Here is a 22,453-nt window from a genome sequence, read left to right on the forward strand (position 1 = left end):
GAATTCTGCCTACACAGACCGGGTTAGCAGGCAGGAAAAATGTTTTTGAATCAGGAAATGAACTTTACTAAAATTTTAAATATAAATATTTATAGAAAGATGGAACCATATTATTATTTGCATCGTCTAATGGTTGAACAAGGAAATAAGATAAAAATTTAGTAAAGGAGGAATTTTATGATAACGAAAAAAATAGGGACTGTAATCTTAAGCGGTGCCCTTGTAGTTAGTGCTCTGCCTTCACCCTATTTATTAAAGGCAGATGCGAGTTCCCTGGCAGGAACTAATCTGGTAAATACAACAATTTCATCCAAGGCGCAGACAGGTGATTCTGCTTCGTCGAAGGATCTGGAGAACATGATCAATACTGTAAAAAGTAAAATTACCATACCTTCAGATTTATCGGAATTCTCATATAATTATAACTCTGGCAGTTCCTATACGGACAGTACCTGGAACCTTACCTGGGCTAATAAGGACTCCAGCAAGAGCATCTATATTAACTGCGATTCCAAAGGGCGTATTCAGAGTTATAATTACAATACGAACCAAAGCTATAAACCGGTGTATCTTCAGGGCGAATTAAAAGACAAAGCAGATGCTTTTATTAAGGGGATTTCCCCGGATATTTATAATAAGCTTCAATATACGGATGCTTCTGCAAGAAGTTCTTACAATGGTACTTACAGTTACCAATATCAAAGAATGGAAAACGGTATCCCCATGCCGGATAATACCGTAACGGTAGGTGTTAATTACCAGACTGGTGAAGTTACCTCCTATACTGTCAATTGGCTTTATGATGTCAGCATCCCGTCTTCTGAAGTTAAAATAACCAAGGAAGATGCGGCTTCCAGGATTGGAAAGAATATTAAGATGACCTTATCCTACCAGAGTGCCTATAATAAGGACAGTAATGGTAAAAGCACAGTGAAGGCTTTTCTGGTATATAGTCCCGATAAGTCCTATATATCTGTTGATGCAGTAACCGGGAAGATATATGATACGCAGAACCTTTGGACAGATCTTTATGGAAATGAAAAGGCAGGGTTTGCGGCGGATTCCAAAGCTGACGGAAGCGGACTGACTCCTCAGGAAGCAGCAGAAGTTGATAATATAAAGGGTCTGATTACAAAGGAGAATGCCATAAAAGCAGTAAAAGGCAATGGAAAACTGCTCTTTGACAAGAATATGACCTCTGTCACAGCCAACCTTTACAAGAATGATAGTTCAAATGGAAGCTCCGGCTATGTATGGGGCATCAGCTTCTCAGATCCAAGGGAAGAAAAGACTGGTAAGGGAGACAGCTATCGTGCCCATGCAAATGCCACTGTTGATGCAAAAACAGGTAAGATCCTTTCCTATTATTCTTCTACCAACAACTACTATAACTCTGCCACAGGAAAATGGGAAAGCCCGAAAGTGAAATATACTTCCAAGCAGGGAAAGGGTATTTTAGAAGGCTTCTTAAAAGAGCAGATACCGGAGTATTTTAAGAATTCCACCTATAGTGGAGCTGCTGATGATTATATTATTGCCTATAAAGACAGTAAGCCTGTATATGGCGGTTATTCCTACAATTATCAGAGAGTCAATGAAAAGATTCCCTATGCGGCAAATAATATCATCGGTTCCGTAGATGGCGTAACCGGCAAGATTTACTCCTTTGGCTACAACTGGGATGAGAATGTAACTTTTGAAGCTCCTGACAATATTATTTCAGCGGAAAAAGCCTTTGACTCTTATATAGCGAACGAAGGTTACCGTCTGGTATATGAAATTTATTATAAGAACAGTGTAACCAATGCAAAGGCTGATGCCTCCTATACACAGACTCCGCTGGTACGTCTTGTATACCGTACGGATATTACACCAAATTATATATCTCCGTTTAACGGAAAGCAGCTTGATTCTGACGGTAAAGAGTATACAAAGACAACCAACCTTTACTCTTATACGGATATTGACAATAATTCTTCAGCCAGAAATATAAAGCTGCTTGCCAATATGGGAATCGGATTTGAAGGAGGTCTTTTCAAACCTTCTCAGGCAATCACAGCAGAAGAATTAACAGACTTTATCAATAAAGCAGGCTTCTATGCCGATTCAAAAAATAAATTGTCCGGCAGTACCATAAACCGTATGGAGGCTGCAAAATATGCGGTTAAGCTGTTAGGACTTGAGAAAGCGGCTAAGATCAGCGGTATTTATTCTATGAATATTACGGACCAGGCAACAATCAACCAGTCCGATATCGGTTATGCTGCAATCGCTTATGGCTTGAAACTCCTGACACCAAACAGCAATAACCAATTGCATGCAGGAGATAATCTTACACGCCAGGAGGCAGCAGATCTGATAGTAGCAATGTTAAATACACAGGAATAAAAGAAAATATATTTTATAGAAAAGAGATAAGGCTGGATTCCTAAAATTCCGCCTTATCTCTTTTTGTTTAATCTTCGTTACTTTAGAGAATTTTCACTTTTTTAAGCCGGCTATTTGTGGTAATATAAATATAGGCTTATACAATTTATTAGGAGGCAATTATGCAAAATATACTATTTTTAGAACCTGTATTTAAGGAAATGATCTGGGGAGGAAGCAGGCTTAAGACAGATTATGGCTACGATATTCCCAGTGATTCCACAGGTGAATGCTGGGCGGTCAGTGCCCATACCAATGGGGATTGTAAAATAAAAGCGGGGGAATATAAAGGGGAGACATTAAGCAGCTTATGGACGAACCACAGAGAGCTTTTCGGAAATGCAGAAGGTGAAGTTTTCCCGCTTTTAATTAAGATCATAGATGCCAAGCAGGATCTGAGCATACAGGTCCATCCAAATGATGCTTATGCGAAGGAGTATGAAAACGGCTCCCTGGGAAAGACAGAATGCTGGTATATTCTGAATTGTGATGAGGATGGAAAGATTGTTATTGGGCATAATGCAAACAGCAAGGAAGAGCTGGCTTCCATGATTCAAAAAAATCAGTGGGATGACTTGATTCGTGTACTTCCTATAAAAAAAGGTGATTTCTTTCAGATTGTGCCAGGAACAGTTCATGCCATCAAGGCGGGCACCGTGATATTAGAAACGCAGCAGAACAGTGATATTACCTACAGGCTTTACGATTATGGAAGGCTCCAGAACGGAAAACCCAGAGAACTTCATATTGATAAGAGCATTGATGTAATAACCTGCCCCCAGAAGCTCACGGAGCCTTTAAGAAAGAAAAAAGAGATAGAGGTCGGTGAAATAGAGGAGCTGGTCAGCTGTGAATTTTATACGGTAGAGAAGATAAAGATAAACGGCAGTGCAGAGCTAGAGCAGACAGAACCTTTTACTATTATGAGTGTGATAGAGGGAGAAGGCTCCGTGGAAGGCGTGGAGATAAAAAAAGGAGATCATTTTATCCTTCCCGCAGGTTTCGGACACTATACGTTAAAAGGAAATATGGAATGCATAGCATCTCATATATAAAGTTAAGAAAGTTATATCATACAACCCAAGTATTTAACAAAATGTAAGGAGAAAACCAATGAGTAGTTTTTTTAACCTGGATAATCCGTTTTTTACCGGATTGAATAAGATTGTAGATGCTTTCTTTTTAAGTATAATATTTTTAGTGACCTGTATTCCCATAATAACCATAGGGCCGGCTTTGACCGCTCTTTATTATGCAACGGCCAAATCCCTGCGCAGGGACAGAGGATATATATCCAAGGAATATTTCAAGGCTTTTAAAATGAATTTCGGACAGGGGGTAGTCAGCGGACTTGTTGTTATCCTGGCTTCCTTTATTCTGTACATTGACTGGAATTATGCGAAAGGGCTCAAAAGCAATGTGGGAGTGATACTGTTCAGCATTTTTACAGCCTTATTCGTAATACTTTTCTGCGTTAGTATTTACTTATTTCCTGTTTTGTCCAGATTTAAAACAAAGACACTGCATTTATTTAAAACATCATTCCTTATGTCCATGAGACATCTGCCAAGTACTATTTTGATGGCAATTATTGTTCTTTTCTTTGTTTTGCTTGTTTATCTGTTCCGTATACCCATTTTATTTGCACCGGCGCTCTGTGCATTGCTGGTATCCTTTCTGATGGAACGGATATTCAAAAAGTATATCCCTCAAAAGGAAGAGGAGGAAGAATCAAACGGAGTAGATGAGTGGTATCTGGAATAAGAATATAATTGGGAGCGGAGGAGGCTATATGGAGGATAATCTGTATGGATTAATGGATTGGGCAGGAATTGAGGCGGTTGTTTACTCGGAAGAGGATCGTCCCCATGATATTTTAGGACCTCACCTGGTGGAGGAAGGTCTGCTGATTCAGGCTTATATACCGTCAGCAAGAGATATAAAGGTCAGGCTGCTAAAGACAGAGAAAATATATTCAATGATCAGGGAAGAGGAAGGCTTCTTTGCCGTACTGATACCCAAAGTTAAACGAATATCAGCCTACACCTTTATCGTTACTTATGATAACGGAGTAACACAGGAATTAACAGATCCATACTTCTATGGCCAGATCCTGTCAGAAACGGATTTGAATAGATTTTCCAAAGGTATTCATTATAACATATACGAAAAACTCGGTGCCCATCCAATGGAAATAAACGGAGCAAGTGGTGTATATTTTGCCGTCTGGGCTCCCAATGCTGTGCGGGTAAGTGTAGTGGGAGACTTTAACTGTTGGGATGGCAGAAGGCATCCTATGAGCAGACTGAAGGACTCCGGTATATTTGAACTTTTTATCCCGGGACTCCTGGCAGGTGAAATTTATAAATATGAAATAAAGGTAAAGGGCGGCATGGTCGTGTTAAAGGCGGACCCTTATGCAAACAGGGCGGAATTAAGGCCGAATAATGCGTCCGTTGTTTGTGACCTGAATGGCTATCAATGGGGAGACAGTAATTGGTTGAGTACCAGAAAGTCAGTAAATTATAAAAAAGCACCTGTAAATATCTATGAACTGCACCTTGGCTCCTTTAAAAAGCCCGGCACGGACGAACGTGAGTTTTACAATTACCGGGAACTTGCTCCAATGGTCTCAGATTATATACTTGAAATGGGTTATACCCATGTTGAATTAATGCCGGTAATGGAGCATCCCTTTGACGGTTCCTGGGGCTATCAGGTAACAGGCTATTATGCACCGACTGCCAGATACGGCTCACCGGAAGATTTTATGTATTTTATTGATTTTTTGCATCAGAAAGGCATTGGCATTATTTTGGATTGGGTGCCTGCCCATTTTCCGAAGGACAGCTTTGGACTTGCGACCTTTGACGGTACCTGCCTTTATGAGCACTTGGACCCCAGACAAGGTTCCCATCCTCACTGGGGAACCTTAATCTATAATTATGGAAGGCCCCAGGTATCTTTATTTCTTATTGCCAATGCACTGTTCTGGATAGAAAAGTATCATGCGGATGGTATCCGCATGGATGCGGTAGCCTCAATGCTGTATCTGGATTACGGCAAAAAGGACGGCGAATGGATTGCAAATAAATACGGCGGAAAAGAGAACCTGGAAGCAATGGAAATGCTAAAGCACTTAAATTCCATTGTAAAGAAGAGAAAAGACGGAGCTATGCTGATTGCAGAAGAATCCACCTCCTGGCCGAAGGTAACAGGAGATTTGGAGGAGGGCGGCCTTGGATTTGACCTTAAGTGGAATATGGGCTGGATGAATGACTTTACGAATTATATGAAGAGCGATCCCCTCTTTCGCAAGGGCCGCCATGGAGAACTGACCTTCAGCATGGTATATGCTTACAGCGAGAAATTTATTCTGGTATTATCCCACGATGAGGTGGTGCATGGAAAAGGCTCCATGATACAAAAAATGCCGGGAAACCTGGAGGATAAATTCGCAAACCTTAGGACTGCATATGGCTTTATGATGTGCCATCCGGGCAAGAAACTGCTGTTCATGGGACAGGAGTTTGCCCAATACAGTGAATGGGATGAGAAGAAGGAAATTGATTGGAAGCTGCTAAAAGAGGAGCGTAATGCCTCTCTGAACCAGTATGTAAAAGAACTGAATAGCTTTTATAGGAAAAAGCCGGCTCTTTATGCCTGGGATTTTGAAGAAAAAGGCTTCGAATGGATCAGCAGCCAGGATGCTGATCATAGTATTGTGGTATTTGTAAGAAAAGCAGATAACATACAGGATACCCTGTTGGTCGTGTGCAACTTCACACCTGTTGTTTATGAAAACTTCCTGATAGGAGTTCCTTTTCCCGGAAAATACAAAGAGATATTCAGCAGTGACTATGAGCGGTTCGGGGGTAAGGGCCACTGCAATAAACGAATGAAGCCGTCAAAGCATACGGGAGCAGATGGCAGAATGGATTCTTTATCCATTACGGTGCCGCCTCTGGGCATTAGTATTTTCTCCAGTACACCTTTGGAAACAACAAAAGAAAGCAGCAAAAGAAACAGTAGAAGAAAATAGGAGGATATTGACCTGATGGAACATATTTTTACATTAATGAAAGAACAAGTCCTTTTGTCATTACAGGATTTATGGAAAAGTATTGTTAATAATGGCCTTGAATTGGTCGTAAAAATACTTATAACCCTTCTTGTTTTTTTTATTGGAAAAAAGATTATAAAGATGCTGCTTGGAACGGTAGAGAGAGCCTTTAACAGAGGAAAGATGGAAGCCGGCGTAAAAGGCTTTTTATTAGCATTTATGCGTGCCATATTTTACATAATCCTTATCTGGATTATACTGGTGCAGATATTCAGCGTAAAGGATGCCAGTTTAGTGGCAGTATTGGGCTCAGCCGGCTTGAGTATCGGCCTGGCGCTCCAGGGGGGACTTTCAAACTTTGCAGGAGGAATCATAATTCTTCTGCTTCGCCCTTTTAAGGTAGGGGACTATATTATCTATGGAGCGAATGAAGGAACCGTAATTTCTACGGATATTTTTTATACCAAGATGCTTACGGCAGACAACCGCCTGGTGGTCATGCCAAACGGTGCCCTGTCTAATTCCAGTATTATTAATACCACCAATGAAACCCAAAGAAGGCTGGACTTTAATATAGTTGTTTCCAATACCGAGGATATTGACCGGGTAAAGAAGGTTTTGAATGTGGTTATCGAAAAAAATGAAAAGGTAATTAAGGAAGCAGCCAATACGGTATTTGTAAACAGCTTTGATACAGGAACTATTACCATGGGAATCCGGGTATGGGTTAAGAAGGAAGACTATTTTACAGGTAAATCGGAGCTGTTAGAAGGCATAAAGAAGGAATTTGAAGAAAATCAGGTTAAAATTCCAATGTAGTTTTATAAAAGGAACTAATAAAATAAAGTATTATTGGGTATTTTACTTATAAAATAAAGTATAAAAAGAATTATAAAAAAAAGCTTTCCTTTTCTATAAAAAGGTGGTATTTTATCTTTAGGCAAAATTTAAGTTGGAGCAAAGACGTTCCCGAGTTTCTTTGGGGACGTTTTTTTTATGCAGGCTCTATGACCAGTAACTGAACTGATTATAGCACCTCCAATGGTTGCAGTACTTATACTAATCTGTACTGTACTTGTACTGTCTCTTAGTACATATGCTGTTTTAATGTACAATTGCTGGTCTACAGTAATTGTATCTGAAATAAATATATTGAAAGACAAAATATAAATGTGTGGAAGGAGTTTTTTTATGGCAGAAAAATTGACTGATATCTTTGGTGTTGATGTTTTTAACGAAGCCACTATGGCAGAACGTTTACCTAAAAAAGTTTTTGCCGCTTTAAAGAAAACAATTAAAAACGGAGAGGAACTGAATCCTGAAATAGCAGATGTAATTGCCAACGCTATGAAGGATTGGGCAATTGAAAGAGGAGCTACCCATTATACCCATTGGTTTCAACCAATGACAGGTATTACAGCTGAAAAGCATGATTCCTTTATCAGTCCTACTTCTGACGGTAAAATACTTCTTGAATTTTCCGGAAAAGAATTAATAAAGGGTGAACCGGATGCTTCTTCCTTCCCTTCCGGCGGGTTAAGAGCAACTTTTGAAGCAAGAGGTTATACAGCCTGGGATTGTACATCCCCTGCATTCTTAAGAGAAGATGCTGCAGGTGTTACCCTTTGTATACCCACTGCCTTCTGTTCTTATACCGGAGAAGCACTTGATAAGAAGACACCGCTGCTTCGTTCAATGGAAGCTGTCAGTGATCAGGCTGTACGTATACTTAAATTATTCGGACATAGCGAAGTGAAATCCGTATCCTGCTCCGTTGGTCCCGAACAGGAATATTTCATTATAGATAAGGCCAAATACTTAAAGAGAGAAGACTTGATTTTTACCGGACGTACCTTATTTGGTGCACAGCCTCCGAAGGGTCAGGAAATGGATGACCATTATTTTGGAAGCTTGAAGGAAAGAATTGCGTCATTTATGAAGGAAGTAAACGAAGAATGCTGGAAGCTTGGTATCCTTGCTAAGACACAGCATAATGAGGTTGCTCCTGCACAGCACGAATTAGCTCCTATTTATTCAACAGCAAATATTGCAACAGACCACAACCAGTTGGTAATGGAAACGATGAAGAAAGTTGCTAACCGCCAGGGCCTTGTGTGCCTGCTTCATGAGAAGCCTTTCGCAGGGGTTAATGGTTCCGGTAAGCATGATAACTGGTCCATCGTTACCGATACAGGAAAGAACCTTCTGGAGCCCGGCAAAACACCTCACGAGAATATACAATTCCTTTTAATCCTTTCTGCCATAATTAAAGCTGTGGATGAGAATGCTGATTTGCTCAGACTTTCCGCTTCCAATGCAGGAAATGATCACAGATTGGGTGCCAACGAAGCACCTCCGGCTATTATTTCCATCTTCCTTGGAGAACAGTTAGAGGATGTTGTAAAGCAGCTTGTTGAGACAGGCGATGCCAAGAGCAGTAAACAGGGCGGCAAGTTAAATACCGGCGTTCACACACTTCCTGAATTAAAGAAGGATGCCACAGACAGAAACCGTACATCACCCTTCGCCTTTACAGGAAATAAGTTCGAATTCAGAATGGTTGGATCTTCCATGTCCATCGCTGGTCCAAATACTACTTTAAATACAATTGTTGCAGATGCATTATGTAAATTTGCCGATGAACTGGAAAGCGCAAAGGATTTTGATATAGCCGTACATGATTTAATCAAGAAGACCTTAACAGAGCATCAGAGAATTATTTTCAATGGAAACGGATATTCTGATGAATGGGTAACAGAAGCTGAGAGAAGAGGACTTCCTAACTTGAAATCTCTTGTAGAAGCAATTCCTTCCATGACATCAGAAAGAGCTGTAAAGCTGTTTAGCAAGTTCAAGGTATTGTCAGAGGTAGAGCTTCATTCCCGTGCAGAAATTGAATACGAGACCTATTCAAAGACAATTAACATTGAAGCTAAAACAATGATCGAAATGGCAAGTAAGCTATATATTCCTGCTGTTATTAAATATGCTTCAGGTCTTGCAGCTTCCATTAATACGATTAAAGCTGCTTTGCCCGATGCAGATGTATCCGTACAGGCAGGTTTGTTAAAAGAGACTTCCAAATTGCTTGCTACAGCAAATACTGCCCTTGTTAAGCTTCAGGCTGCTGTTGCAGAAGCTGCTGGAAAAGAAGGCCAGGAGCAGGCTGTATTCTTTAAGCAGATTGTATTCCCTGCAATGGGTGATTTAAGAACACCTGTTGATGAGCTGGAATTAATCGTTGATAAGGAAATTTGGCCCGTACCTGCTTACGGTGATTTATTATTCGAGGTATAATCCGATTGCAGATATCAGGATTTATCCCGGATGTAAAGGAAGTATTTCCCTTTTGTAAAGTTCATATTTAAGAATATGCTGAAAACGCCAAAAAGACTGTCATATCTTCATAGATTGACAGTCTTTTTTTAAAAATATATTTATTTCGCTATTTACATTTTAAATTCTATATATAATAATGGAATATAGAATGGTCTGTCAAAATGCAGAAAAGACTGCCCATGTAATACAGAAGAAAGGAACTAAATCATAAATGAGAAACATTAAACTGGTACTGGAATATGACGGTTCACGGTACGATGGATGGCAAAAACAGCCAGGGATTAATAAAAGCATTACAATACAGGATAAGATTGAGTCCGTATTAAGTAAGATGGAGAATGAAACGGTTGAACTTATTGGAGCAGCCAGAACGGAAGCGGGAGTCCATGCATATGGACAAATTGCGAACTTTAAGACGAATACGGATATGAAGCTATTTGAAATCAAACATTACCTTAACCGATATCTTCCGAGAGATATCGCTGTGCTTGAGGTTTTTGAGGTACCGGAGCGCTTTCACAGCAGCTTTAATGCAAAGACTTTCCAATATGTCTATAAAATAACGACGGGAGAAGTACCCTCGGTATTTGAGCGAAAATTTAATTATTACTGTTTTCACAAATTGGATGTCTCGCTTATGAGAAAAGCGGCACAAAGCCTGGTTGGTGAACATGACTTTAAAGCTTTTTCAGAAAATAAGAGGATGAAGAAATCCACTGTCCGGAAAATAAAAAATATTGAGATTAAGACTGGAATTAATACAATTGATATTATTCTGGAAGCAGATGATTTTTGGCCGAATATGGCCAGAATTATTGCAGGGACGCTGATTGAAATTGGAGAAGGAAATATGGCTCCCGAATATATGGAGGAGATCGTGGCAAGCGGTGATAGGAGTAAAGCAGGGGAAACAGCAGAGGCAAGAGGTCTTTTTCTGATGGATGTAAAATATGAATAATTGCTTCGGCTGTCATAAGTCAATCTAAATAAAACTACATTATTTTATTGGTTCCTTGACTTATGTAGCTGAAGCATAGTTTATAAATTAATAAATTTAGCTAATTTGGATAAAATATTACCTAAATTTAGTTTGCTTTTACATTGATAATCTTTTATAAAAAGACTATAATTTGCAATAGTATGGAGAAGATACGTATATGCGAATATAACTATCACAAAAAGCTAATGCAGGGGGTTCAGATGAAGAATGTAACGATGAAGGATATTGCTGACAAGTTGAACATAAGTACTGTTACAGTCTCTAAAGCACTATCGGATAAAGATGGAGTAAGTGAGGAACTAAAGAACAGAATCAAGAAAGTTTCGGAAGAAATGGGTTACCGGTATAATGTTCTGGCAAAAAGCATGAAAGAAGGAAAAAGCTATAATGTTGGAATTGTTATAGCTGACAGGTTCATTCGTGATGATGGAGATGCCTTTTACCTTAAGATGTATCAAAGCGTAGTGAAGTCATTATCCAAAGCCGGATATTATGGAATCATGGAAATTATAAACCATGAACAGGAAAAGAATATCATCCTGCCAAGTGTAATTCAAAATAATAAAGTGGATGGTGTGATTATTCTCGGACAAATGAGCTATGAGTACGTAAGCTCCATTAACAACAGGGGAATCCCCTTGGTATTTCTGGATTTCTATGATGAACTGCTTGAGGTCGATTCTTTGGTCAGCGACAGCTTTTACGGCTCTTATATACTTACCAATCATTTGATAGCACAGGGGCACAGAAATATAGGCTTTGTAGGAAACATTTTGTCTACAAGCAGTATTCTGGACAGGTATTTAGGTTATTATAAATCCCTGCTTTCCAACGGCATACCCTTAAGGGAGGAATGGGTCATTGCTGACCGCAGTGAAGACGGCACTTATATTGAAATTGAGTTTCCTAAAGAGATGCCGACGGCATTTGTATGCAACAATGACGGCGTAGCCTATCTGTTAATCAACAAATTAAAGAAAAACGGATATAGGGTACCGGAGGACATTTCCGTAGTCGGCTTTGATAATTATATATTTGCTACCATATCCAATCCGAAGCTGACCACTGTCGAAGTTGATATAACGGTTATGTCCGATGAAGCAGTAAAGGCAATTGTAGGAAAGATTAATAATGCAAATTACAGAATCGGAAGAGTGGTTATTAATGGAAAACTTATAATCAGGGATTCGGTAAAAAAAATAAATTAAAACAATAAATATAGCTTGCAGTATTGTTGATTTGAAGCTTTGAATTATTAAACAATATAGATCACAGGAATTTACCGGGTGCAAGCGTAGAAAATAAAAGAGATTAGATGAAGTGAACCCTCCATGTCAGATTATTCCGGCATTTTGGATTCACTTTATTTAATCTCTTTTTATGTTTAAGTATAAATGTGATAGAAAAGGTAAAAATATGAATAAGGAAAGGATAGAAAAAAAGATAGAAAATACTATTGAAATAATATTAAAAAAAATTATTGAAATAAAAGGATAAAAAAATTAAAAAAGTATAAAATTTAGGTAAATACGGAGATAAATATTGGGATTGAAATTTACATTAGTGTGTAATATTATATAATTATAGTTAATAATATAACCATTTAATTTGTGAAAATGTAAAAGGGCACCCAATTATAGCTGATTTTCTTATGAAAAAATAGGAAAAAATGTAATTGTATATATAAAATGTATATATAGCCAGATGTATTGACAAATTTATTGTAGATATTATATAATACAACTGTAAGTTAACGATAACTTAAAAAACAATCAACCAAGGGAGGTTACAAAAAGTGAAAAAAATTATAAGTGTTCTTCTAATTGCTGTAATGGTTATGTCATTAGCAGCTTGTGGAACAAAGGGTGCAAAAAACAATAATAATGCGACACCCACACCTACAAAAGAGGGTACAACAGGTGAAACAACAGGTACCGATACCAGTAAGATACCTACAATTGACACCATTAAGCTGGGAGAAGATTACAAGGATTTATCTGCCAGCATTAAAGTATTAACACATAGAACAGATCTTGTTGATACTAAGTTTAAGGATTATATCAGTGAATTCCAGAAATTATACCCTAATATCAAGATTGAGTATGAGGGAGTAACAAATTATGCAGATGATGTAACTATCAGACTTACAACCAGTGACTGGGGCGATATCATGATGATTCCCACAACTGTAGATAAGAAAGAGCTTCCGAATCTGTTCCAGTCTTTTGGTACAAAGGATGCAATTGGTGCTAACTATGAGTTCCTTAACAACTTTGCATTAGATGGACAGGTATATGGTATTGCCTCTACAGGTAATGCACAGGGTGTTGTTTATAACAAGAAGGTATTTTCAGATGCAGGCGTTACACAGCTTCCTAAGACACCGGATGAATTCCTTGATGCACTTGCTAAGATTAAAGATAAAACAGATGCTATTCCTTTATATACAAACTTTGCTGCCGGCTGGACAATGGGAGCATGGGATGCTTATATCGGCGGTTCCGCAACAGGTGATCCTGATTATATGAACAACAAAATTGTACATGGAAAAGATCCCTTCACTGACAAAGGAGACAAGACCGGACCTTATGCAGTTTACAATACCTTATATGAAGCTGTTAAGAGAGGACTTATAGAAGATGACCCTACCACAACTGACTGGGAAGGCAGCAAGGGTATGATTAACAATGGTGAAATTGGTGTTATGGTTCTTGGTTCCTGGGCAGTAGTTCAGATGCAGCAGGCCGGTGAACATCCTGATGACATCGGATATATGCCTTTCCCCATCACTGTAAACGGTAAGCAGTATGCATCAGCAGGCCCTGACTATTGCTATGGTATCAATGCAAAGGCATCTAATGAAAATAAAATTGCTTCTATGCTTTATGTAAAATGGCTTACTGAGAAATCCAACTTTGCTTATGATGAAGGTGGTATCCCCATCGTTAAAGGTGCTGAATATCCTGCCGTACTTGATGCATTCAAGGATGTTGAGTTAGTTGTTGATAATCCTGCTCCTGCCGGAGAAGAAACTTTATTCAATGATCTTAATACAAAATCAGAAGTAGGTTTAAATTCTGATAACGTTCACGTACAGTCTGTTGTTGAAGCAGCATTAAACAATACCCCTCTTAAGGATGTAGTAAAAGAGTGGAACGATAAGTGGTCAAGCACTCAAAAAACACTTAATATCAAGGTTAATGAATAATTTTATTTAATTAAATGAAGAAATGACTTTTGCAAAGTATGGGATAGAGCCCAAAGCTTTGCAAAAGTTTTTCTGCTGACAGGAGGGTATCAATGAGTAGTGCAAGGTCCGCAGCACAAAAAGAACCGTTTAACTTTAAGAAATGGCTGGGAAGAAGAAAAGTACAAAGAGCGCTTGTAATCGTAAGCTTTATTTTCATTCCTATTGTTTTATTATTTACTTTCACATATCTGCCGTTTTTTAATATGATACGTTTTAGTTTTTATGACATGAAATACATCGGGGGCAGGACATTTGTAGGTTTTGATAATTATAAAGAAATATTTACAAGACCGGATATCCTTCAAACTTTTAAACTAAGCCTTTATTATATGGCAGCATCCGTAATACAACTTGCCCTGGCTTTATATTTTGCCACCTTATTAAGCTTTAAAACAAGAGGCGGCGGCTTCTTTAAAGGAGCTATTTTCTTTCCGTACTTAGTATGCGGTATTGCAGTTGGTTTTATATTTAAGTTTTTCTATACAAGGGGATTTGTTTTTGATACGGTATTATCCTGGATTGGCTTTAATACGGATTCCCTTCCTTACTGGTTAAAGAATACAAAGATTAATAACATATCATTGGCAGCAACTTCCATATGGAGATATATGGGTCAGAATATGGTGTTGTTTATAGGAGCCATTATGTCGGTTGACAGTGACTTATATGAAGCGTCCAGTCTTGACGGCGCAAACAAATGGCAGCAATTTCGCTTTATCATTATGCCCAGTATAAAGACCATAATTATGCTGAATCTTATTTTATCCATAACAGGTTCACTTAGTGCTTTCGAACCGCCTTATGTTATTACCGGAGGAACTTTTGGTACCTCGACCTATTTCCTTATGATGCATAATATTGCCCACAGATATCAGAAGTTAGGACTTGCTTCTGCAATGGCTGTTGCCTTAATGGTAATAATTGTGCTGGTGACAATTTTACAAAAAGTCGGTTTTTCACTTGCAGGAGACAATAATAGTGATGTATCGAAAAAAACCGCAAGAAAATTAGGAAAATCAGCGAAGGAGGGTATAAGATGAATTTCGGCAATAAATTAAGCTATTTCCTTCGTGTTTTTATAAAATATGCTTCTCTTTGCCTGATGGCTTTTATTTCAATACTGCCTATTATAGTATGTGTAATTACAGCCTTTAAAACAGACGCAGAGTATAAAGCAACTAATGTAATGACGTTACCTCATAGCTGGCTGTATTTTGATAATTTTAAAATTGCCTGGCAAAAGGCTAATATGAGTGTTGCCTTTTTTAATTCAGCATTTGTATTGGTAGTGGTTTTAGCTGCATCCATTATGTATGGTACTATGCTGGCCTACGTTCTGAACCGTTTTACATTTCCGGGAAATAGCTTATTAAGAAACCTGTTCCTCTTTGCAACCCTGATTCCTGGTATTGCGACTCAGGTTACAGTTTATCAGATAATGTACAAATTAAATTTAATCGATTCCCTTCCGGGCTATATGATCTTGCTGATGGGAGCGGATGTTATCGGTATTTACATCTTTATACAGTTCTTTGAAAATATACCGATATCACTGGATGAATCCGCCATTATGGATGGTGCAACCTATTTTGGTGTATTCTTTAAGATACTGTTACCTTTATTAAAGCCCGCCATAGTTACCGTTTTGATTTTAAAGGGTGTGGGTACATATAATGAATATTATATGTCAAACCTCTACCTGCAGACAAAAACAAAGCTTGTTACGGTATCAACCTCCCTGTTTACTTTTACAGGACCTTTGGGCAGCCAGTATAATTATATCTGCGCCGGTGTTATTATAACCATGATACCCGCTCTGATTATATTTATTGCAGCTCAGAAGCAGATTTACAGCGGACTTACAAATGGAGCAGTAAAAGGCTGATGTAAGGCTGAATAATTAATTTAAAAGGGGCTGCCGCAAACAGAAAAAACTAAAAACTTTTCTGTTTGCAGCAGTCCTTTTTTATTATTTCCTGAAATAAACAGGATACTTTTGTTTACAACTTCGCTATAATATTATAAAATAGGATTATAGTTTATTTAATAAACAATTTAAATTTAACGGAGGTAGCAATGAAATTTACAGACGGATTTTGGTTGAAGCGAAAGGGAGTAAGTGTTTATTCGCCTGCCGAGGTAAGAGACTATGAGATTAAGGAAAATACTGTCATATTGTACGCACCTGTGGTAAAAATAAACCACCGTGGACAAACCCTTCAGGGTCCCCTGCTTACTTTGGAAATCAGTTCTCCTGCCAAAGACATAATAAAAATAGAATCCTGGCACTATAAAAAGAAACTTTCCATATTTCCTGAATTTGAATTGAACATAGACGGGAATTTTACTCCTGAAATAGAAGAGAGAGAGGGGGAAATCATCTTTAAAAGCGGAAAAACTTCTGTAATAATATCAAAAGAGGATTTTTCCCTTACCTATTATTATGAAAGCCGCTTACTTACCAAAAGCGGAGCGGGACAAATGGGATATATTACGACTGAAGATTCCGGCTCCTATTACCGCGAGCAATTAGACCTGGCTGTTGGAGAGTGTGTATACGGTCTTGGAGAACGTTTCTCTGCCTTTGTAAAAAACGGTCAGACTGTTGATATCTGGAATGAAGACGGTGGAACCTCCTCTGAACAATCCTATAAGAACATTCCCTTCTACGTAACAAACAGAGGCTACGGTATTTACGTGAACCATCCGGAAAAGGTATCCTTTGAGGTTGCCTCCGAGGCGGTGTCCAGAGTACAGTTTAGTGTACCGGGTGAAAAGCTGGAGTATTTTGTAGTAGGCGGAAAAGACCTTAAGGAAGTTATCAGTAATTATACCTCCCTGACGGGAAGACCTTCACTGCCCCCGGCATGGTCCTTCGGTTTGTGGCTAACCACCTCCTTTACAACAAACTATGATGAAAATACGGTATCTTCATTCGTCGACGGTATGGCGGAAAGAGATATCCCCCTCAGAGTATTCCACTTTGACTGCTTTTGGATGAAGGAATATGAATGGTGTAATTTTGAATGGGATAAGGATGTGTTCCCTGATCCTGTGAATATGCTAAAAAGGCTAAAGCAGAAAGGCCTTAAGATATGCGTATGGATAAACCCTTATATTTCTCAGAAATCAAAGCTCTTTGATGAAGCTGCCGACAACGGATATCTTATAAAGCTGGAAAATGGTGAACCATGGCAGTGGGATTTATGGCAGCCCGGCATGGGAATCGTAGACTTTACAAATCCGGATGCCTGCAAGTGGTTTGCCGGTAAATTGAATGCCCTTATAGATATGGGTGTGGATTGCTTTAAGACGGATTTCGGTGAGAGAATCCCTGTAAATGCAGTTTACAATAACGGAGCTGACCCGTTGAAAATGCACAACTATTACACTTACCTATATAACAAGGTAGTATATGAGCTATTGGAAGAAAGATTCGGAAAGAAAGAAGCTATCCTGTTTGCCAGAAGTGCGACAGTTGGTTCTCAGAAATTCCCCGTACACTGGGGCGGAGACTGTGTATCCAAATATGAATCCATGGGAGAGAGTCTCAGAGGCGGTCTTTCACTCTGCATGTCAGGCTTTGGTTTCTGGAGCCATGATATAAGCGGTTTCGAAAATACAGCCTCACCGGACCTTTACAAGAGATGGTCTGCCTTTGGCCTATTGTCCACCCACAGCAGGCTTCATGGAAGCAGTTCCTACAGGGTTCCCTGGTTGTTTGATGAGGAATCCGTTGACGTAGTCAGATATTTCAGCAAATTAAAATGCAGCCTGATGCCATACCTCTACAGTGTTGCCTGTGAAACAGCTAATACAGGAGTTCCTGCAATGAGAGCAATGATACTTGAGTTTACAAAAGACAGGGCATGTGACTATCTGGATTCCCAGTATATGCTGGGAGGCTCTTTATTGGTGGCACCTGTATTCAGACCGGACGGTACGGTGGATTATTATCTTCCGAAAGTGAAAACCGGAGAAAATGCAAGCTGGACAAACTTCCTGTCAAACGAAAGAGTGGAAGGCGGAACCTGGCAGTATGAAACTCATAGTTTTATGAGTCTGCCTCTTATGGTAAGGCCTAATTCCATAATAGCTGCAGGCAGCAATGAGAATGTACCGGATTATAATTATTTAGAAGGAACTGTTCTTCATATCTTTGAACTCGCTGAAAATGAGCCGGCATCAACTGTTATATATGATATGGAGGGAGAGGCCGGAGGAAATGTATCGGCTGTAAGAAGCGGCAATAAAGTATCAATCACTGTCAATGGTCTTAAGGATTATTCTGTGGTGATGAGAAATGTAGGCAGTATAGGTGAGCTTACGGGTGCCGTGCTTGAAAAGGATTCTCTTGGAGTCAGACTTGTGGCAGAAAAGGGCAGTAATGAAATTACCTTTGTTATTTTATAAGCATACATGCTATTTCAAGACAAATTCAGCAGCTGTTCATATATCATAATTATATATGTCTAAATGAACCCTCAAAATAAAGAACTTTTTTAATTAGCAAGTTAGTCAAATATGCTCCTCTTACGGCAGACAGCAGAAAAAAACTGTTTACTGTAAGGCGGAGCATATTTCTTTTTACTATCTTTTAAAAGGCCCTGCCTTTATTTTGTTAAATCTGATATTCTTTATTAATGTCATGATTTTCATTACATATTAAACTTTATGAAAGATATGCATCCATATGTATCGCCGGAAACTAACCCCATCTTTTGATTGAAGGCTTTTGTTTTCGGCTCATTATCTGACAGCAGTACTGTTTGGTAAACATTTTTGTATTTGTCCATAACTTCCTCTAAAAGCCTGGAGCCTATGCCCATATGCTGATATTCTTTTAATATAAGTAAATCCTGTATATAAAGAATAGAATAACCGTCACCTACCACACGGATTATGCCGATCAGCTTGCTGCTATCCCATACTGCCAGAACAAATAGTGAATTTTTGTATGCATTTACAAGTAAAGCGGTATCTTTCGTATAATTAGACCACCCGGCATCCTTGTAAAGATTAACTAATTCCTGCAAGGGTGGTATACTATTTTCTATTATTTTATAATTCATCAATAACTCCTTCTGAGTGTTAATTTAGTGATGAATCTGACTTCTTAATTTAACCATCTTTTTCACCTCTGTTATTTATATTTTTATAAGTCTAGATAGTTCATTGCTTTTTTCAAATAATAAAATTTTATAACCTAAGTTTTTAATTCTTTCTATAATATAGTATATCAAATTCCATATTTTTAAAATAGCAAATCGATTTTTTATGAACAGGTTAAAAATAAAAGGAGTATACTGGTTAATCTTAAAAGATTCTATCAGCATACTCCTTATAACTTATTCTACGGTAACGGACTTTGCAAGATTTCTTGGCTGGTCTACATTAAGCCCTCTGTGAAGAGAGGTGTAGTAGGCCAAAAGCTGCAATACGACAGCAGCCAGGAAGGGGGCATAGTCATCCTTGATCTCCGGCAGAGAAATATGGTAATCATAAATGGAAGGCTCTGCTTCCTGACCATCTATGGTTATTAATATTACAAATGCATTCCTAGCTTTTACCTCACGGATGTTGGAAATCATCTTGGAATAAACCTTTTGCTGGGTAGCCAGTGCCACCACAGGAACTCCTTCTGTTACAAGGGAGAGAGTACCATGCTTTAATTCACCGGCAGCATAAGCTTCCGAATGAATATAGCTGATTTCCTTCAATTTGATGGAGCCTTCGCAGGAGAGGGCATAGTCAAGTCCTCTGCCGATAAAGAAAAGGTCTTCTTTCTCTGTCAGCTGTTTACTGATTTCTTCAATTACCTTATCCTGAGCAAGAGTTTCTTCTACTGCCGGAATAATGCTTAAAAGCTGCTGCATTTCGTCCATGCAGACTTCCTTTTCCAGTTTCCCGGTTGCAAAGCCAAAGCGGAAGGCGAGAAGATACAAACAAGCAAGCTGAGCAGTGTAGGCCTTTGTACTGGCAACGGCAATTTCAGGACCGGCATGGGTATAAAGCACATAATCACTTTCCCTGGCTATCGAGGACCCCTTTACATTTACTATTGAAAGGGTAGAGGCACCGCGCTCTCTGGAAAGCTTAAGAGCGGCAAGGGTATCAGCAGTTTCACCGGACTGTGATATAGTGATGACCAAAGTGTTTTTATCAATAATCGGATCCTGGTAGCGGAATTCGGAAGCAACCTCAACGGTAACCGGAAGACGGAGAAGCTTTTCCAGCATGGCTCTTCCTATAAGTCCCGCATGCATGGCTGTTCCGCAGGCGGTGATTACAATCCTGGTAATACCGTCAAAGAGAGAGTCGGGAATATTGTCCGCTGTAAAATCCGGCAGCTTATTCTGGATTCTTGGAAGTATGGTATTGCGCAGGGAGTCTGGCTGCTCATGGATTTCCTTTAACATAAAATGAGGATATCCACCTTTTTTGGCAGCGGTCATATCCCAGTTAACATGAAGCATTCTGGGGCAGACCTGGTTGCCGTCAAGGTCAGTCAGGGTAATCTTTTTCTTTGTTAAAGTCACCACATGCATTTCCGGCACAACAAAATAATCTTTGGAATAGTCAATCAAAGCAACCATATCGGATGCGATGATGGAGCCTTCCTTTGCATGGCATGCAACCAGAGGGCTGCTGTTTCTCAGGCTGTAGATTACTTCCGGCTGATCGGCAAAGATTATACAAAAAGCATAAGCACCTTCTATTAATTCAACAGCCTGCCTGATGGCTTTTAACGCATCACCTTCATAGAGGCTGTCAAGCAGAAGAGCAGCAATTTCCGTGTCGGTCTGGGAAACGGGAGTTCTGCCTTCTTCTTTCAAACGGATTTCCAGTTCTCTGTAATTTTCAATGATCCCGTTGTGGATTAAGGTGACCTTTCCGGCAGTATGAGGGTGTGCATTGGTATCTGTAACACCTCCGTGGGTTGCCCATCTGGTGTGGCCGATGCCGCAGCTGCTTCCTTCCTCATCGGGTATTTTTAAGGCAGCGACCTTGTCGGCGAGAATGGATACCTTTCCGGTAGTTTTGATAGTCTTGATGCTTCCCTGTTGGTAAAATGCAATTCCAGCACTGTCATAGCCTCTGTATTCCAAAGCGGTAAGGCCGTCAATCAGAACCTTTTTTGCCTCCGTGTAACCTGTAAAGCCAATAATTCCACACATAATGATTCTCCTTTATTCTGTTTTCAAAGTTCATATTATGAATTCGCAGAAACCAGCAAACGGAATTATCTTAAAATTGGGCATAAAAATAACCTGAAGATAAAACAGTTTTTCGTTTCCTAATTCAATTATCTTGGTATTGCTGCTGTTGTGTTCCGGTTACCCGGAGATTTTTCAGCAATTCACACAGCCAAGCCTATGAGAGAGCATCCGCCGAACACTTCGCTGACTCTCTACCTCGTTAACCTCTATTATATTGCCCAAAGAGGTACATGGCGCTAATTTAAACATTTCTGCTGGGAGGACCCTGGGCCGGCCCTGTTACTAGTTACGGTACAGAATTATTATATGCTTCGGTCTCCTTTCTGTGTATATTCAATCAGGATATGTAAGTTCCCCGAAAATCACCTATATATATTATCATTTATAATTATACAAGTCAACTTTTAAGATTAATTTTTTGCTCTTTCAAGATTGAGTTTTCGCTCTAAAATTGTTACAGTTTGGCCTCAGTTAAAGGCTTGTTTTTACGAATAAAAACTAAAAGTAATGGAAGAAAGAGTATATGGATTATGAAAAAAATAATTGATAGCAAATATGAACTACAGGATAGTTCTGCCGTATTATGTACGACAAAAAGAGAGCGATGATTAGTAAAAATTTACCATGGTGTATTTTACAAATATACCCGATTAAATAAGAAGGAGAATAATGCTTTCTTATGGAGCGTCTGGATGAGAAGATATGAAACAAAATAAATGATGGAAGAGTTAGAAAAATAGCATTTTTTAACCAGTTAAAATAAATGAAATAAAAACAGGGGGATATAGCTTGAAGTCATGGCGTGGTTCCTATGCGCTCCCAAACAGACGGAATAACAGTGGAAGAATCATGTGCTGACAACCATATTTGCGTTAGGTTGGCAGAATGGAGGTTTAGATGGCAAAAGAGGAAATGACGGGATTAGGGCAGCTTGTGCTGCAGTCAGAAATGGAAGCACTGTACATAAAAGATATTCATATCGTGGAGCAGGCCAATGAACATGGAATTCTTTCCCTGCGCTTTCTTTCCGGGAAACAAATGGAGTCCATGGATGCTTTGCGTTACCAGGGGAGCAGGATACAGATTCTGGACAGGGAAGGAGCCTGTATTTTTTCGGGCGTCTGCACTGCCATTCAGCTTCGAAAAGAAAACCA

The 22,453-nt window shown here is 39.1% G+C and carries 15 protein-coding genes; 13 read left to right on the plus strand and 2 right to left on the minus strand.

The genetic code is table 11. The features are described 5' to 3' along the window. Nucleotides 1–177: 177 nt before the first annotated feature. The 12 genes from BUB77_RS18785 to yicI all read left to right on the plus strand — a co-directional run bounded on the left by BUB77_RS18785 (nt 178) and on the right by yicI (nt 18,492). Nucleotides 178–2,388 carry a YcdB/YcdC domain-containing protein gene (locus BUB77_RS18785; RefSeq protein ID WP_073278382.1) on the plus strand — a complete coding sequence of 737 codons (2,211 nt, stop codon included), beginning with the start codon at nt 178–180 and terminating at the stop codon, nt 2,386–2,388. Nucleotides 2,389–2,549: 161 nt separating this feature from the next. After that, nucleotides 2,550–3,482, plus strand: a complete 933-nt coding sequence (gene manA, locus BUB77_RS18790) for a mannose-6-phosphate isomerase, class I (protein WP_073278383.1) — start codon at nt 2,550–2,552, stop codon at nt 3,480–3,482. A gap of 58 nt (nt 3,483–3,540) precedes the next feature. Further along, on the plus strand, nt 3,541–4,191 hold the full coding sequence (locus tag BUB77_RS18795) for a YesL family protein (protein WP_073278384.1): 651 nt from the start codon (nt 3,541–3,543) through the stop codon (nt 4,189–4,191). A gap of 28 nt (nt 4,192–4,219) precedes the next feature. Next, complete coding sequence (gene glgB / locus BUB77_RS18800; RefSeq protein ID WP_084124458.1) at nt 4,220–6,469, plus strand: 1,4-alpha-glucan branching protein GlgB; 2,250 nt, start codon at nt 4,220–4,222, stop codon at nt 6,467–6,469. Between the two features lie 15 nt (nt 6,470–6,484). After that, nucleotides 6,485–7,309 (plus strand): mechanosensitive ion channel family protein, encoded by an 825-nt coding sequence (locus BUB77_RS18805; RefSeq protein ID WP_084124452.1) that lies wholly within the window; start codon nt 6,485–6,487, stop codon nt 7,307–7,309. Between the two features lie 372 nt (nt 7,310–7,681). Further along, nucleotides 7,682–9,787: a glutamine synthetase III family protein gene (locus tag BUB77_RS18810; RefSeq protein WP_073278387.1), complete on the plus strand. Its 2,106-nt coding sequence runs from the start codon at nt 7,682–7,684 to the stop codon at nt 9,785–9,787. 253 nt (nt 9,788–10,040) lie between these two features. Further along, a complete protein-coding gene (truA, locus tag BUB77_RS18815) occupies nt 10,041–10,787 on the plus strand; it encodes a tRNA pseudouridine(38-40) synthase TruA (protein WP_073278388.1) in 747 nt (248 codons plus the stop codon). Nucleotides 10,788–11,029: 242 nt separating this feature from the next. Next, nucleotides 11,030–12,037, plus strand: a complete 1,008-nt coding sequence (locus BUB77_RS18820; RefSeq protein WP_073278389.1) for a substrate-binding domain-containing protein — start codon at nt 11,030–11,032, stop codon at nt 12,035–12,037. 587 nt (nt 12,038–12,624) lie between these two features. Continuing rightward, on the plus strand, nt 12,625–14,037 hold the full coding sequence (locus BUB77_RS18825; protein WP_242962543.1) for an ABC transporter substrate-binding protein: 1,413 nt from the start codon (nt 12,625–12,627) through the stop codon (nt 14,035–14,037). Between the two features lie 92 nt (nt 14,038–14,129). Then, complete coding sequence (locus tag BUB77_RS18830) at nt 14,130–15,119, plus strand: carbohydrate ABC transporter permease (protein ID WP_073278390.1); 990 nt, start codon at nt 14,130–14,132, stop codon at nt 15,117–15,119. Continuing rightward, entirely contained in the window at nt 15,116–15,964 is an 849-nt protein-coding gene (locus BUB77_RS18835) for a carbohydrate ABC transporter permease (RefSeq protein ID WP_073278391.1), read from the plus strand. Before BUB77_RS18830 ends, BUB77_RS18835 begins: the two co-directional genes overlap by 4 nt. 191 nt (nt 15,965–16,155) lie before the next feature. Next, nucleotides 16,156–18,492 carry an alpha-xylosidase gene (gene yicI, locus BUB77_RS18840; protein WP_073278392.1) on the plus strand — a complete coding sequence of 779 codons (2,337 nt, stop codon included), beginning with the start codon at nt 16,156–16,158 and terminating at the stop codon, nt 18,490–18,492. A gap of 245 nt (nt 18,493–18,737) precedes the next feature. On the opposite strand, the gene BUB77_RS18845 is transcribed toward yicI, so the two are convergent. Next, nucleotides 18,738–19,151, minus strand: a complete 414-nt coding sequence (locus BUB77_RS18845) for a GNAT family N-acetyltransferase (protein ID WP_073278393.1) — start codon at nt 19,149–19,151, stop codon at nt 18,738–18,740. A 276-nt stretch (nt 19,152–19,427) separates the two neighbouring features. Further along, on the minus strand, nt 19,428–21,257 hold the full coding sequence (gene glmS, locus BUB77_RS18855; protein WP_073278395.1) for a glutamine--fructose-6-phosphate transaminase (isomerizing): 1,830 nt from the start codon (nt 21,255–21,257) through the stop codon (nt 19,428–19,430). A 939-nt stretch (nt 21,258–22,196) separates the two neighbouring features. On the opposite strand from glmS, the gene BUB77_RS18860 reads away from it, so the two are divergent. Then, a partial coding sequence (locus tag BUB77_RS18860; RefSeq protein WP_139241239.1) for a hypothetical protein occupies nt 22,197–22,453 on the plus strand: 257 nt, incomplete at its 3' end.

This window comes from Anaerocolumna jejuensis DSM 15929 (assembly GCF_900142215.1).
Lineage (GTDB): Bacteria > Bacillota > Clostridia > Lachnospirales > Lachnospiraceae > Anaerocolumna > Anaerocolumna jejuensis.

What these genes read in the sequence shown, in the direction of transcription:
- truA (WP_073278388.1), top strand. Translation starts at nt 10,041, where the DNA reads ATGAGAAACATTAAACTGGTACTGGAATATGACGGTTCACGGTACGAT.
- BUB77_RS18795 (WP_073278384.1), top strand. Translation starts at nt 3,541, where the DNA reads ATGAGTAGTTTTTTTAACCTGGATAATCCGTTTTTTACCGGATTGAAT.
- glgB (WP_084124458.1), top strand. Translation starts at nt 4,220, where the DNA reads ATGGAGGATAATCTGTATGGATTAATGGATTGGGCAGGAATTGAGGCG.
- BUB77_RS18830 (WP_073278390.1), top strand. Translation starts at nt 14,130, where the DNA reads ATGAGTAGTGCAAGGTCCGCAGCACAAAAAGAACCGTTTAACTTTAAG.
- BUB77_RS18820 (WP_073278389.1), top strand. Translation starts at nt 11,030, where the DNA reads ATGAAGAATGTAACGATGAAGGATATTGCTGACAAGTTGAACATAAGT.
- glmS (WP_073278395.1), bottom strand. Translation starts at nt 21,257, where the DNA reads ATGTGTGGAATTATTGGCTTTACAGGTTACACGGAGGCAAAAAAGGTT.
- BUB77_RS18805 (WP_084124452.1), top strand. Translation starts at nt 6,485, where the DNA reads ATGGAACATATTTTTACATTAATGAAAGAACAAGTCCTTTTGTCATTA.
- BUB77_RS18785 (WP_073278382.1), top strand. Translation starts at nt 178, where the DNA reads ATGATAACGAAAAAAATAGGGACTGTAATCTTAAGCGGTGCCCTTGTA.
- BUB77_RS18835 (WP_073278391.1), top strand. Translation starts at nt 15,116, where the DNA reads ATGAATTTCGGCAATAAATTAAGCTATTTCCTTCGTGTTTTTATAAAA.
- BUB77_RS18845 (WP_073278393.1), bottom strand. Translation starts at nt 19,151, where the DNA reads ATGAATTATAAAATAATAGAAAATAGTATACCACCCTTGCAGGAATTA.
- BUB77_RS18810 (WP_073278387.1), top strand. Translation starts at nt 7,682, where the DNA reads ATGGCAGAAAAATTGACTGATATCTTTGGTGTTGATGTTTTTAACGAA.
- manA (WP_073278383.1), top strand. Translation starts at nt 2,550, where the DNA reads ATGCAAAATATACTATTTTTAGAACCTGTATTTAAGGAAATGATCTGG.
- yicI (WP_073278392.1), top strand. Translation starts at nt 16,156, where the DNA reads ATGAAATTTACAGACGGATTTTGGTTGAAGCGAAAGGGAGTAAGTGTT.